The sequence below is a fragment of the Nonomuraea sp. ZG12 genome (assembly GCF_052068115.1).
Taxonomy (GTDB): domain Bacteria; phylum Actinomycetota; class Actinomycetes; order Streptosporangiales; family Streptosporangiaceae; genus Nonomuraea.
Window position 1 is genome coordinate 125,042 of sequence record NZ_JBQHCW010000014.1, and the last position, 12,693, is coordinate 137,734.

14 protein-coding genes are annotated in these 12,693 nt (G+C 68.6%); 7 read left to right on the top strand and 7 right to left on the bottom strand.

Annotation, left to right across the window (positions count from 1 at the left end; genetic code table 11):
• The first annotated feature begins 84 nt into the window (after positions 1 to 84).
• Entirely contained in the window at positions 85 to 1,575 is a 1,491-nt protein-coding gene (gene lnt, locus ACTMTF_RS31355; RefSeq protein WP_441113900.1) for an apolipoprotein N-acyltransferase, read from the top strand.
• Here lnt and ACTMTF_RS31360 read toward each other — a convergent pair.
• Positions 1,556 to 2,332 (bottom strand): hypothetical protein, encoded by a 777-nt coding sequence (locus ACTMTF_RS31360; protein WP_441113901.1) that lies wholly within the window; start codon positions 2,330 to 2,332, stop codon positions 1,556 to 1,558. The two genes, lnt and ACTMTF_RS31360, sit on opposite strands and share 20 nt — an antisense overlap.
• Before the next feature lie 3 nt (positions 2,333 to 2,335).
• A complete protein-coding gene (locus tag ACTMTF_RS31365; protein WP_441113902.1) occupies positions 2,336 to 2,674 on the bottom strand; it encodes a hypothetical protein in 339 nt (112 codons plus the stop codon).
• Between the two features lie 110 nt (positions 2,675 to 2,784).
• On the opposite strand from ACTMTF_RS31365, the gene ACTMTF_RS31370 reads away from it, so the two are divergent.
• The 4 genes from ACTMTF_RS31370 (at position 2,785) to ACTMTF_RS31385 (ending at position 7,344) form a co-directional block, all read left to right on the top strand.
• The gene (locus ACTMTF_RS31370) at positions 2,785 to 3,126 is read left to right on the top strand and encodes a CHAT domain-containing protein (RefSeq protein ID WP_441113992.1); all 342 of its coding nucleotides are present in this window, start codon (positions 2,785 to 2,787) and stop codon (positions 3,124 to 3,126) included.
• Positions 3,021 to 4,832 (top strand): ABC transporter ATP-binding protein, encoded by a 1,812-nt coding sequence (locus ACTMTF_RS31375; RefSeq protein ID WP_441113903.1) that lies wholly within the window; start codon positions 3,021 to 3,023, stop codon positions 4,830 to 4,832. Before ACTMTF_RS31370 ends, ACTMTF_RS31375 begins: the two co-directional genes overlap by 106 nt.
• On the top strand, positions 4,832 to 5,758 hold the full coding sequence (locus tag ACTMTF_RS31380; RefSeq protein WP_441113904.1) for an ABC transporter transmembrane domain-containing protein: 927 nt from the start codon (positions 4,832 to 4,834) through the stop codon (positions 5,756 to 5,758). Before ACTMTF_RS31375 ends, ACTMTF_RS31380 begins: the two co-directional genes overlap by 1 nt.
• Before the next feature lie 257 nt (positions 5,759 to 6,015).
• On the top strand, positions 6,016 to 7,344 hold the full coding sequence (locus ACTMTF_RS31385; RefSeq protein ID WP_441113905.1) for an MFS transporter: 1,329 nt from the start codon (positions 6,016 to 6,018) through the stop codon (positions 7,342 to 7,344).
• A gap of 121 nt (positions 7,345 to 7,465) precedes the next feature.
• Here the strand turns inward: ACTMTF_RS31385 and ACTMTF_RS31390 are convergent, their stop codons facing one another.
• Together ACTMTF_RS31390 and ACTMTF_RS31395 are read right to left on the bottom strand one after the other, a co-directional pair.
• On the bottom strand, positions 7,466 to 7,921 hold the full coding sequence (locus ACTMTF_RS31390) for a hypothetical protein (protein ID WP_441113906.1): 456 nt from the start codon (positions 7,919 to 7,921) through the stop codon (positions 7,466 to 7,468).
• Positions 7,922 to 8,048: 127 nt separating this feature from the next.
• On the bottom strand, positions 8,049 to 8,357 hold the full coding sequence (locus tag ACTMTF_RS31395; protein WP_441113907.1) for a MiAMP1 family antimicrobial peptide: 309 nt from the start codon (positions 8,355 to 8,357) through the stop codon (positions 8,049 to 8,051).
• A gap of 429 nt (positions 8,358 to 8,786) precedes the next feature.
• Between ACTMTF_RS31395 and ACTMTF_RS31400 the strand changes: the two genes are divergently transcribed.
• Positions 8,787 to 10,547 (top strand): hypothetical protein, encoded by a 1,761-nt coding sequence (locus ACTMTF_RS31400; RefSeq protein WP_441113908.1) that lies wholly within the window; start codon positions 8,787 to 8,789, stop codon positions 10,545 to 10,547.
• 8 nt (positions 10,548 to 10,555) lie between these two features.
• Positions 10,556 to 10,849, top strand: coding sequence for a hypothetical protein (locus tag ACTMTF_RS31405; protein WP_441113909.1), 294 nt, complete (start codon positions 10,556 to 10,558; stop codon positions 10,847 to 10,849).
• 14 nt (positions 10,850 to 10,863) lie between these two features.
• Here ACTMTF_RS31405 and ACTMTF_RS31410 read toward each other — a convergent pair whose 3' ends face one another.
• The 3 genes from ACTMTF_RS31410 to ACTMTF_RS31420 form a co-directional block, all read right to left on the bottom strand.
• Positions 10,864 to 11,358 (bottom strand): hypothetical protein, encoded by a 495-nt coding sequence (locus tag ACTMTF_RS31410; protein WP_441113910.1) that lies wholly within the window; start codon positions 11,356 to 11,358, stop codon positions 10,864 to 10,866.
• Positions 11,359 to 11,423: 65 nt separating this feature from the next.
• Positions 11,424 to 12,173: a phosphotransferase gene (locus tag ACTMTF_RS31415; RefSeq protein ID WP_441113911.1), complete on the bottom strand. Its 750-nt coding sequence runs from the start codon at positions 12,171 to 12,173 to the stop codon at positions 11,424 to 11,426.
• Between the two features lie 30 nt (positions 12,174 to 12,203).
• A complete protein-coding gene (locus tag ACTMTF_RS31420) occupies positions 12,204 to 12,572 on the bottom strand; it encodes a hypothetical protein (RefSeq protein ID WP_441113912.1) in 369 nt (122 codons plus the stop codon).
• Positions 12,573 to 12,693 lie beyond the last annotated feature (121 nt).

Genomic DNA, 12,693 nt, shown 5'->3' on the forward strand with positions numbered 1-12,693 from the left:
GAGTATGAACAACTCCCCGGCCGCGTTCAATCAGGTCCCGCTCCGCCGGGGGGTCGGCCACGTGCTGCCGGGTAGCGGTCCGGTGTGCTCGCTCGATGGCCGCCGCGCGGCCTCGCTGTCGCGGCCGGGGCCTGCCTCGCGCTCGCCTTCCCTGCCGCGGGGGCGTGGTGGTGGGCGTGGGTGGGGCTGGTTCCGCTGCTGGTCCTGCTGGCCGGGGCCGGGACGTACCGCGAGGCGGCGTGGCGCGGCTGGTGCGCGGGGGTGGGCTTCTTCGTGACGCTGGTCCACTGGCTGCTCCCCTCCCTGGAGGTGTTCGCGCCGCTGGTGATGGGCGTGGTCGGCCTCCTCTGGGTGCCGTTCGGGATGGTCTCGTACGGTCTGCTCAAGTGTCCGTCGCCTGCCCGGGTGGCGGTGGCGCTGGTGGTGCTGCCGTCGGTCTGGGTGGGGGTCGAGGCGGTGCGCTCCTGGAAGCATCTGGGCGGCGCGTGGGGGCTGCTCGGGCTGAGCCAGTGGCAGGTGCGGCCGGTGCTCGCGCTCGCCGCCCTGGGCGGGGTGTGGCTGCTGAGCTTCGTGCTGGTCGCCGTCAACGTCGGGCTCGCCGCCGCGGTGCTGCCCGCCGCCGGTCGCCGCGCCCGGCTGGCCGGGGCGGGGGCGGCCGCCGCCCTGGCCGTGGCCGCCGTCAGTTTCGGGCTGGTACGGCCCGAGCCCGTGCCCGTGGGCGCCATGCGGGTCGCGGGCGTGCAGACCGGGCCGGTACCAGGGGCGGAGCAACGGATCGCGGCACATCTGCGGCTGACCCATGAGCTCGCCGGTCGCGATCCCGACGTGGTCGTGTGGGGGCAGAGCAGCGTCGGGCTCGACCCGGCCCAGCGGCCCGGCCTCGCCCCCCGGCTGCGCTCGGCCGCCGCCGCGACGGGCGGCGACCTGCTGGTCAACGTGGACGCCGCCGACCCAACCGGGCAGATAGCCAAGTCGACCTACCAGTACACGGCCGACGGCCTGGTGAACACCTACGTCAAGCAGCGCCTGGTGCCGTTCGGCGAGTACGTCCCGCTGCGGCCGCTACTGGGCCGGCTCACCGACCACACCGCGGCGGCCGCCCAGGACCGGGTCACCGGTGACCGGCTGACGATCCTGGAGGTCTCCGGCCACCGGGTCGGACCGCTCATCTCGTACGAGTCGACCTTCCCGGACATGCGGCGCGAACTCCTCCGCATGGGCGCGGACGTCACGATCGTGCAGGGCTCGCTCACCACGTTCCACGGCAGCTGGGCGCAGCCGCAGCAGGCGAGCTTCGAGGCCGTCCGGGCCGTCGAGACCGGCCGGTCAGCGGTCCTCGTGGAGCTCGACGGCACGTCGGCGGCCTTCGACGCGGGCGGTACGCGGCTGGCCTGGTTCCCGCCGGAGTACCGGGGCGGCTTCGTGGTCGACGTGCCGCTGTATCGCGGGACGACCCCGTACGTCCAGCTGGGCGACTGGGTGCCGCTGACGGCGGGCGCGATCGTGCTGGTCACCGGGCTCGCTCACGGTGTTCGCGGGTTTCGGCAGGGCACGGTCAAGAGCCCGGCCTCCTGAGCCGTCGGCGTCGTACGGGATGGTCGGGGCCGCCCTTGTGCAGGCGGGCGTTGATCTGTCCGGCCTCGTCCGCGGTGATCAGTCCGTGCGGCAGCTCCATGCCCAGCGCGAGGGCGAGCTCACCTTGGCGGATGTCCACGAGGCTCTCCACCAGGGTCGCGTAGGCGTGCGCGCACCGCCGCGCACGCGTCGCGCCGCCGATCAGCAGGCCGACGGCGATCAGCAGGCCGGGCCACCAGGCGCAGCCGGCCAGTGCGTAGAGCAACCCCCAGCCGATCATGGTCGCCGCGGTGTCCAGACCGGTCCTGGCCTGCTGCACCGGGAGACGCTGATGCTCCTCCAGGAGAGACCACAGCCGGGGCCACACCAAGGCCGCCCGCAGCCCGTGATACTCGGCCCGCACCCGCTCGTCCACCAGCGCCAGGCGGCGGCCCGGCCAGGTCACCCTGCGCCCACGCCGTTCCAGCAGCCACAGCCGCTCCATCGCGCCGACGGCCAGCCGTGCCAGGCTCGCGGCCGCGACGGCGACCAGCAGGACGACGGCGACCGTCACCACCACCGTCACCGCGTCGCCGCCGGTCCCGGCCAGGCGGGAGCGGGTCTGTTGGATGAGCATGGCGACGTCCACGGCGTGGGAGTGCCCCAGGAGGACGGCGCACCACAGAGCCGCCACGAAGCACAGGCCGGGGAGCAGGATCAGGGTCAGCCAGCGCTCCGTGACCTTCTTGCCCAGCTCGGTGAGCAGCCCGTCGATCACCGCTCAGTCCTCGGTGAAGCGCATGGGCCGCCCGCGCAGCCGGCACATGGGCGGCCGGTTGCCGTCGTCGCGGCCCGCGCGGCGACCGCACCAGCCGTCGGGGCAGGTGTAGTCACCCCGCAGCTCCTGACCGGCGACGCCGAACAGCAGGAAGGGAACCTCATCCGCGCGGTCCTCCGGGACGCCGGGATCGAGCAGCGCGAGCACCTCCACGGCGGTGCCCCCCTCGTCCAGCGCGGTCAGCATGTCCTCCAGAGCGGCGGTCCAGCCGCCCTTCTCGGCGTCCCGCCGCAACGAGGGCAGCTCCGCGCAGAGCCACGCCCGCGCCTCGCTCTCGGTCATCGACACCGTCCATCCTCGGATTTCCCAACAGCCATGGGCATCTTCCATCACAAGCCGGGATCGGCGATATACGTTCAGGCGGATCCCCCCTTCTGGAGTGCCATGGAGCCCTGGCGGCCGCCTTCCACCTGGCCGGCTACCGGCACGTCATCGGCACCCTCTGGTCGTTGAACGACGCCTCCGCCGCCAGGGTGGCCGCGGACGTGTACAGGAGGCTGGCCGAGCGCACCCCCGGTGCACATCGGGGCGTGAGCGCGCCCCCGGCGAAAAGCGTTGGGAAAGTGTCGGACCCCGGTGATAGAAAGCAGGTTCGACGCCCACCCACCCATGGCCAGGGGGCCTTGCCGTGTCCAGCACCACCTCGGAGTTCTCCGTCTCCGGTCAGCCCTATGACCGGCGCGGCCCGGTGCGGTGGCTCTGGTCGCATCTGCGCCGCCACTGGGTGCACCTGACCGGGTTCCTCGGCGGGTCACTGATCATGGTGGTGCTCAACGCCATGGTCCCCCAGCTGACCGGCCAGGCGTTCGACGCCGTGCTCGGCACCCGGGGGGAGCCGATGGACGCGCTCGGCCTGATCTCGCTGGCCCTGCTCGCGATCATGCTGGCCCGCGGCCTGTTCGACCTCGTCGCCCGGCTGTCCAGCGAGGTCCTGGCCAAGCGGCTGGAGCGGGACGCCCGCGACGAGCTCTACGTGAGCCTGCTCGGCAAGAGCCAGACCTACCACAACCGGCAGCGGGTCGGCGATCTGATGGCCCGCGCGGCCAACGACATCCGGCAGCTGTCCATCATGGTCACGCCCGGCATCGACCTGATCGTCGACTCCGGCATCCAGGGCCTGGTGCCGCTCGTCTTCATCGCCACGATCGACCCGCGGCTGCTGCTGGTGCCCGTCACCTTCGTGGTCCTGTTCGTCTTCGCCCTCTGGCACTACATGCGGCAGCTCAACCCGGTGGCCACCCGCATGCGCGAGGAGTTCGGTGACCTCAACGCGGGGCTGAGCCAGGCCGTGCGCGGCATCGAGGTCATCAAGGTGACCGCGCAGGAAGGGCAGGAGCGGGCCCTGTTCCGCACCCGTGCCCGCCGCTACCGCGACTCGTTCGTACGCAACGGCCTGGTCCAGGCCCGCTATCTGCCCACGCTGCTGTTCGCCTTCGCGATGGCCGGCGCCCTCTGGCACGCCCTCTATCTGCACGCCGCCGGCGGGATCACCATCGGCGAGCTGGTGGCGTTCATGGGGCTGATGAGCATGCTCGGCTTCCCCACCCAGATCTCCATCTTCACCTTCTCGCTGGTCCAGCTCGGCATCGTGTCCTCGCGCCGGATCCTGACCGTCCTCAACGCCGAGACGGAGCTGGAGCAGCGCCCGGACGGCCACACCGCCCGCATCACCGGAGAGATCGTCTTCGACGACGTGACCTTCGGCTACGACGACGGGGATCCGGTGCTGCGCGGGGTGACGTTCACCGTGCGGCCGGGGGAGACGGTGGCGATCGTCGGCGAGACCGGCTCCGGCAAGAGCACCCTCACCAAGCTGGTGCCGCGCATCTACGACGTCACCTCGGGCCGGATCCTCGTCGACGGGGTCGACCTGCGCGACTGGGAGCTCGACTCGCTGCGCTCCCAGATCTCCACCATCGAGCAGGACATCGTGCTCTTCTCCCGCTCGGTGGCCGAGAACATCGCCTTCAGCCTGGGGCAGCGCGCCGACCGCGAGGACGTGATCAGGGCGGCCGAGGACGCCCAGGCCGCCGAGTTCATCGCCGAGCTCGACGACGGCTACGACACCGTCATCGGCGAGCGCGGCGTGACGCTCTCCGGCGGCCAGCGTCAGCGCCTGGCCATCGCGCGGGCGCTGCTCACCGACCCGGCGATCCTCGTGCTCGACGACTCCACCAGCGCCATCGACTCCGCCACCGAGGACAAGATCCAGCAGGCGATCGGCCGCATCCTCGACGGCCGCACCACGCTCCTGATCACCCACCGGCTCTCCCAGATCCGCTGGGCGGACAAGGTCCTGCTGCTCAGACGCGGCGAGCTGGTCGACTACGGCACACACGACGAGCTGATCGAGCGCAGCGGCCTCTACCGGCGCATCTTCGCCCACTACGACGAGGTCGCCGACGCGGTCATGGCCGGCGAGCAGGAAGGGGCGCTCTGATGGGCTTCATCATGGACGGCCTCGACGCCGAGGACTACGACCGCACCTACAACGACCGTGACCTGCTGCGCCGGATCCTGTCCTACTTCCGGCCCAAGCTGGGCGCCATGCTGCTGGTGGCGGCCATGATCGTGCTGCTGTCGATGAGCCAGGCGGCCGTGCCGCTGCTGGTCAGCGAGGCCGTGGACGCGATCGAGGCAGGCACGATCACCGACGTGGGCCGGCAGCTCGCGGCCGGGCTGCTGCTCGTCGGCGGGCTGGGCTGGCTGTTCAACTTCGTACGGCAGTCCAACAGCTCCAGGGTCACCGGCGATGTGGTCCTGCGGCTGCGCGAGGACGCCTTCGACGCGGTGCTGGCCCGCGACCTGTCGTTCTACGACGAGACGCCGTCAGGCCGGATCGTCAGCCGGGTGACCTCCGACACCGACGACTTCGCCACCGTGTCCACCCTGACGATGGACCTGATCAGCCAGGTGCTGATGGTGGGGTTCGTCACGGTTCTGCTGTTCCTGCGCAGTGTCGAGCTCGCGCTGCTGACGCTGCTCGTGGTGCCCGTCGTGATGGGGCTCGCGCTGCTCTTCCGGCGCCTGGCCCGCAGCAGCACCCGCAAGGCGCAGCGCTCGCTCGGCCGGGTCAACGCCAACCTGCAGGAGACCATGGGCGGCATCGCCGTGGCCAAGAACTTCCGCCAGGAGCAGCAGGTCTACGACGAGTTCCGGCCCATCAACCAGCAGAGCTACCAGGTGACGCTCCGGCAGGGCTACGTCTTCTCCGGGATCTTCCCGGTGCTGTTCCTGGTCGCCGGGCTCGCCACGGTCGCGCTCGTCCAGCTGGGCGGCACCCGGAGGGCCACGAGGATTCGGGCGAGCGAGGTGGCTGAGACTTTGACGACACCTTCGCCGGGAACCGCATTGAGCACGCCGTGACCCACCCGCGACCGGACGGTTGGCACTGTCAGCTTGAGAATCTTGGCTGCCGTCGACAGGCGTACCGGGGAGGGCCGGGGGTCCCTGATCGTGTCGTTGTGCCATGCGCCGGATCGTCGCGTGCAATGCCCTGTCCGCTGTCCGTCGCTGGGCCAGAGCCGGCAAATAGTCAAGATTCGGGTTAATCAGCCTGATGACCCGCGATCACACCTGATATAGCGTCACGGGCAAGGCGGGGCCTACCGGAGGAGCGGTAGATGACTGATCAACGGCCCGACACGACAGGCGAGCAGAACAGACGTCAGCTGGTCCGGGCGGTGATCGCGTCCGCCGTGGGGACCTCGGTCGAATGGTACGACTTCTTCCTGTACGGCTTCGCCGCCAGCACCATCTTCGCGGAGCTGTTCTTCCCGACGAGCGACCCGACCACCGGCCTCCTGCTGGCCCTCGGCACCTACTTCGGCGGCTTCGCCGCCCGCCCGATCGGCGCGGCGATCTTCGGCCACTACGGCGACCGCATCGGCCGCAAGGCCACGCTGATCATCACCCTGCTGACCATGGGCGTCGCCACCGCACTCGTCGGCCTGGTGCCCACCTACGAGCAGATCGGGATCTGGGGCGGCATCCTGCTGACCCTCCTGCGCCTGCTCCAGGGCATCAGCGTCGGCGGCGAATGGGGCGGATCCGTCCTGCTCGCCACCGAATGGGGCAAGTCCCAGGGCGGCCGGCGCGGCTTCCTCGGCAGCTGGCCGCAGTTCGGCGTCCCCGTCGGACTCGTGCTCGGCTATGCGGCCCTGCAGGTGTTCCAGCCGCTCGACCCCTACTGGGGCTGGCGCATCCCGTTCCTGCTCAGCATCGTGATGGCCGGGGTTGGCCTCTACATCAGGCTCGGCATCCTGGAGACGCCGGTCTTCACCAAGCTCCTCGCGGAGAACAAGGTCGAGCGCGTCCCCGTGCGCGAGGTCATCGTCAGAAACTGGCGGGAGATCGTACTCAGCGCCCTGCTCCGCACCGGTCAACAGGCGCCGTTCTACATCTTCACCGTCTTCATCCTGACCTACGCCACCAGAACCCTCGGCTTCGAAGCGGGCGACGTCTACCTGTACGTCATCGTCGCCGGCGTCGTGTCGCTGTTCACCGTGCCCTTCTGGGGTTACATCTCCGACCTCGTGGGCCGCCGACGGCTCTACATCGTGGGCGCCGCGGCCATGGTGGGCTGGTCCTTCATCTACTGGCCGCTGCTGGACACCCGCGTCCCGGCGCTGGTCTTCCTCGCGATCGTGCTGGCCGCGCCCATCCACGACATCCAGTACGGCCCGCAGGCGACGTTCATCGCCGAGAGCTTCACCGGCCGGTTACGCTACAGCGGCGCCTCGCTCGGCTACCAGCTGGCCTCGGTGACGGCGGGCGGACCCGCGCCCCTGATCGCCGTCTGGCTGTACGCCACCTACCAGAGCTCGTTCGCCATCGCCGTCTACATGGCGATCTGCGGGCTCATCAGCATCGCCGCCGCCTTCGCCCTGAAGGACCGTTCGCAGAACGACTACGCGGTCGAGTACGACGAGGTACGACCCACATCCGGCTAGCGGCGGCCTGCTTTGGCCAGGGCGGCAGCCGCGCGGTTCCAACGTCGTCACCTTCAACAGCGAGTCTCAATCACGCTCTGTAGCGTCGCTCTGCGGCCACCGGTACGGTGCGCGCGTCGGTTCATGAGCGGAGCAATTCCTCCAGGTCGTCGTCGCTGTACTCCACGAACTCGGTCGTCTCGGCCATCGCTTCCTGGGCCCGAGTTAGCAGGTCTCGGTCTCGCTGCGCGTCGATCACCTTGGCGAGTCTGTGGCCGGAGTCGTCATCGCCGATCTCCCGGAGGACCACCAGGACCCGGGCGAGCGAGGTGGCTGAGACTCGGGCGACGCCTTCACCGGGAACCGAGTTGAGCACGCCGTGGCCCACCCATGACCGGACGGTGGGCACCGTCACGTTGAGCAGCCTGGCCGCTGTCGACAGGCGTACCGCGGAGGGGCGTGGACCTTGGTCGTGTCGTTGTGCCATGCGCCGGATCGCCGCGTGCAGTGCCCTGTCCGCTGTCCGTCGCTGGGCCAGGGACAGCAAATCAGCAAGATCCTCTACCACGAGTGATTCCTGCTCATCATGTACGGCCATGCCCCCACAATACCCAAGTCCTTTTCAAATCAGCCGTAAAATTGAAAGCTATGCGTGAGGTGGGCAGTGCGTAAGGCGTCCACCAAGGCTGCTGATCCGTGGACGCCCTCCACGGTCTACGCCACGGTCAGCACACGATGAAGATGCTCTTCCAGCCGACAGGGGTCCGCTGCTCCGCGTTTCGGTTGGAGGCGAGCTCGAAGTGCATCACGCCCTTCGCGTCGCGCTGGTTGTACATCCGTCCGGACTGGCCGTCGCCGTACCACTTGTAGGAGCCGTGGAACGGGATGTTGGACACCCCGCACGCGTCGATGACGACGGATCGGCCGGTGAAGCCGCGGCCTTCGTAGGCGATGTACTGCGAGGCATGGGCGACGCCGGCGGTGATCGCGATGATCCCGGCTGCGATGGCGGGGACGAGAAGGAATCTCTTCACAGTGCTCCTTGGGGAGTGATCGTGCCGTACCGGGAAGACGCCTCGGCAGCGCCTCCATCCCGCTCGTCACGGGACGAACCTAATCATGCACGCAGAGTGACCATGGTAAGCCTTACCGCAACGACAGCCTGTGGTCCCTAGGAGGTCGCCATAACTGAGGGCATCGGCCAGGATCTCTCGATGGATTCCTGCGGCGGCTGGTCCTACGCGGATGGCCGCCCTTGGCTGTCGGCACCACTATCGAGATGCCGACCGCTGGATCCGGACGACAATGCGTCAAGACGCCGGCCTTCGGCAAGAAGCACGGGTGCGCTCCCGGTCGCTACGGCCCGCCAGGCTAACACTATCTACCGATATTTCATGGCAACGGGGGAGTGACGCGGTTACCGTGGGTTTCCGCCCCGAACCCACACCTGGCTGGAGCGTGTCATGGGGGAGTTCGTCGGCATCGACCCCAGCGCGGCGGGGATGCTGATCAAGCACCTGGAGCGCGCCAAGGCCGCGCTGGGCCGTACCCGCCCGCCGCTGGAGAGCGCCATCACCGAGGCCGGCGCGGACTGGGTCGGCGGGGCGGGAACGGCGGCCATGCACAGGACCTGGGCGTTCTTCGACGACTCCCAACGCGACCTGAAATGGCGGATCGCCACCATCACCCGCATGGAGGACACCCGCCTAGACGGCAGGTTCCTCACCGGCACCCTGCCCTTCGCCAGTAGGGCCGAGGCCACGGAGAAGGGGCGCAGCGCCGGGGCCGTCCTCCTCGCCATCCTCGCGGTGCACCTCGCGGAGGGGTCGCCCGAGAGCTGGCGGAGAGTGGAGGCCGCCATGACGGCCGCGAGCCAGGGCGCGATCGATCCCGCCTATGCCCAGGCCCTGCTCACCGCTCTCGGGCCGAAGACGTACAGCCTGCTCTTCAGCCAGTGGATGGACGTCAACGTCAACGGTCCCCGCCGAGGGCTGAGCCCGGAGGAGCTGGAGCGCGCGCGTGCCTCCCTCGGCCCGCTGGCCGAGCTCTACGCGACGGCGGACACCGACGGGCGGCTCGGCGGCGACTGGGCCGACGAACTGCTGAAACACCCCGCGATGCTGTCCGCGCTGCTGGCCCTGGGAAAGCAGTCGCCGAAGTTCCATGACAGGGCGGGCCGGGAACTGCTGAGGTTGGGTACGGCGGGGCACCAGCCCTCCTCGCCGCATCTCGACTGGAACAGCTACTGGCTGGTGAAGGCCTTCGACGCCGACCCGGACGCGCTGCGGCGCCTGCTGGCGGGGGACAAGGAGGCGGCTTCGCTGCTGTTACGTCCTGGGCTGGTGAAGTTGAACGGGATGCCGGAATTCGAGGACGTGCTGGCCAGTGCGCTGGACAAGGCGCTGGGGCGGGGGGACGAGGGGGAGCGGACGCGGGCGTTGTTCAACGTGGTCAACGCGCTGGGGGCGGAGGGGTCCGACGAGGTGGGCGGGCATTTCGGCTCTCTGAAGAACTCCCCGATCAACGAGGTGCTGGCCAGGAAGGTGGTGCCGTATCTGGGGGAGCTCGGACTGGGACATGCGAAGGAGACCGCTGAGGGCGCGTTGCCCGGACAGTTCGCGCCGGCTCCACCGTGGAATGGATTGAAAGTTGACGTAGGAAGTCGGTTCATCGGCGCGGTGATGCAGGACCCGGCAGCGGTGAAGATTCTGCAGGCTGAATCCCAGAAATACGTCCAGGGCTTGGACATAGGTAAGTTCCATCCCTTCGGGGATGAGGGCGAACGCCACGAATACACGGTGCGTAGCGCGAAAGCCGGCGGGCTGGCGAGCCTGCTTCTGAGCGGTTCGACGCATGTGGAATGGAACGACGACCAGACTAACGAGTTCATCGCCGAGGTGCTGACGATGCCCGTCGGCTATGCGATCAACAAATGGTGGAATATTCGTGCTCCGGTGGTGGCGACCGGACGGGATCAAGGCGTCGACCAGGCTAAGGGCGACATCAGCGACCTGCTCCAGGACTATATGGACGGAAAGACGCCATTGACCGCGAAGGAAGTGGCGGACGCGCTGATTGACAAGCAACACGCCTGGACGCTGCGTGCGCTGGAGCAGCACGATCAAAAGGCGCTGTCCGCTTCGGATAAATTCCGCCTCCGCCTTGAGACCAGTGGCCACTTGCACGCGGCACTGCTCAAGATCCTTGAGAAGCGGGGAGGATGAGCCCGGTCATGTCCGTACAGCAGGATCTGCTGCGGGAAGCGGCCCAGAAAGAGTCCTTGGCCACGGCTTTCGATGGGTACGTCAAAGAACTCGCGGACGTCTTCAACGGCATTCCGACCACCCCTGAGCGGAGCGCCGCAGTGTGGAAGGGGCAGGCCGCTGACCGTTACACCGCGCAGGGGAGGCAACTTTACCTTGAGATCGTCAACCTCGGCGAATCCTGCGCAGCCACTGCCCGAAACCTGCGCAGGCGGGCGCAGCAACTACGGGAGGAAGCGGCGCAGGCCCGTGAAAGTCCGTAACACCTTTCTCTGCGTCATTTACCGCGTGCGTAGCATTCGGTCTTTCCGACGATCATGATGCCCGGTTCGGGGTCGGCTCGGACGGCGATCATAAAGGTCAGTCGGGTGGTCGCGTGACGTACCACGGCCACGCCCAGATGCTCATCCTCGAGATCAGATTCGTCCATGACCTCGGCATAGCCCATGAAGCGAAGTTTGCCCTTGAGCAGGGCGACTGTGGTGGCTGGAGATTGGAAATCAGGTGGGCCTGAGATATTGCCTTCGGCCCGGTAGAACCGCTGTACCTCATCAGGTGCGCAGGACGTTCGCCGATCCTGATCGGCTCGTTCGGTTGCCTTCGCTGTCCCCAACTGGGTCATATCCGAGGAAGCCAGTAGTTCGTCGCCGTCGCTGACGAGTTGCTTCGTAGCCTCATTCAGCGTTGGCCTATCGTCCGCAGAACACGCTGTGACCACGGCCAGGAAGACGAACGCGGCGGCGACGAGATGGAACCGAGTGCCAAGGTGCACGCCCCGGACGATACCCAAGCGTCACCGCCCGGTACAGGCGATATGCGAACTCCATCACGCCCGGCTCAATAAAGCTCGTCGCGATGCCGCATCACCCAAGCATGAGCACCCCTGACCTGCTCGACCGCACCAGAGGCGCGCAGCCGTACCATCGCCGGATCCCCCGCCTCGGCCGCCTGATCGATCCCCCGCCAGCAGCGGTCCTGCCACCACAACACGGTCTCGACCAACTGCGACCGGTCGACCAGCCCGTACCCGTCGCAGATCACCATGGAGCGCCGCCGCACTTCGGCCGGGTCACCGCCTGCCCACCACCCGGCGTACTGCCAGCACAACCGGGCCACATCGTGGATCCGTTCACCAGGCGACGCGAGGTCCCAGTCGATGAACGCCACCGGCCGCAACCCCTGCCCAAGGTCACGGTAGACGATGTTCCCCGGCCACAGATCGTTGTGGCAGACCGTCTCCCTCTCCCCGGCGAGAGCCGTGCCGGCGGTCAGGTCATGCAGCTCCCGGGTCAACTCACCGGCCCGCGCAAGACTGCCATCGCCGCTGACCGCCTCAGGCTGACCGGCCTCCCAGTCCCAGGCGACGTGCCCGTCCAGGAAACTCAGAACCTGCCGCCCCTGCTCGTCCACCCCCAGAAACCGGGGCGCGCCCGCCCATCCCGCCCGCTCCAGAAAGACCAGCAGCTCGCGGACGAACCCGGGGTCGCCATGACTCCCCCCACCGACCGGCCGCCGCACCGTATCCCCAACCTGGACCGCGCCGCTGACCCGGCCACCGAGCAACACCTGCTCCTCCATACCCGCCATGCCTGCCAGTCTGCCGTGCACCTCCGATGCTCAGTCGCAGGTGAACCCGTGTGGGGCGGCGCGGCAGAAGTCGTGGAACGTCTGCAACCACTCGGTGCTCGCCGCGTAGTTGAGGCCGAGATCGGTGCGGTGGAACTCGTGGGTGTCGGGTTCGGTGGTGACCGCACCGTTCATCCGGACGCGGCCCTCGCCGGGCAGGCCGGCCAGGTAGGTGCCGAGATAGTCGGCGATCCGCGCGGCCTCTTGTCCGGTGACGGAGATGTGTCCGTTGATACCGAGCAGGGCAGCCGTCTCGGCATCGAGCACACCGGCGTTCTCCAGCAGGGCCAACGTGGGACGCCAGTTCCACGCGTCCACGCCCAGCTGAGCGCCCTCGGCCGACTCCAGAGTCCAGCCCATGCCCGCCCCTCCTCCAAGGTCAAGCCGTGGACCACCTTACGGGCCACACGTGCTTCCCCACCGGCACCTGGAGTACCCGGCGGTGGGTCCGTCCAGTTGGCTGGCCACGAGCGTCCCTTTG

What these genes read in the sequence shown, in the direction of transcription:
- ACTMTF_RS31365 (WP_441113902.1), bottom strand. Translation starts at nt 2,674, where the DNA reads ATGACCGAGAGCGAGGCGCGGGCGTGGCTCTGCGCGGAGCTGCCCTCG.
- ACTMTF_RS31380 (WP_441113904.1), top strand. Translation starts at nt 4,832, where the DNA reads ATGGGCTTCATCATGGACGGCCTCGACGCCGAGGACTACGACCGCACC.
- ACTMTF_RS31385 (WP_441113905.1), top strand. Translation starts at nt 6,016, where the DNA reads ATGACTGATCAACGGCCCGACACGACAGGCGAGCAGAACAGACGTCAG.
- ACTMTF_RS31390 (WP_441113906.1), bottom strand. Translation starts at nt 7,921, where the DNA reads ATGGCCGTACATGATGAGCAGGAATCACTCGTGGTAGAGGATCTTGCT.
- ACTMTF_RS31400 (WP_441113908.1), top strand. Translation starts at nt 8,787, where the DNA reads ATGGGGGAGTTCGTCGGCATCGACCCCAGCGCGGCGGGGATGCTGATC.
- ACTMTF_RS31405 (WP_441113909.1), top strand. Translation starts at nt 10,556, where the DNA reads ATGTCCGTACAGCAGGATCTGCTGCGGGAAGCGGCCCAGAAAGAGTCC.
- ACTMTF_RS31415 (WP_441113911.1), bottom strand. Translation starts at nt 12,173, where the DNA reads ATGGCGGGTATGGAGGAGCAGGTGTTGCTCGGTGGCCGGGTCAGCGGC.
- ACTMTF_RS31420 (WP_441113912.1), bottom strand. Translation starts at nt 12,572, where the DNA reads ATGGGCTGGACTCTGGAGTCGGCCGAGGGCGCTCAGCTGGGCGTGGAC.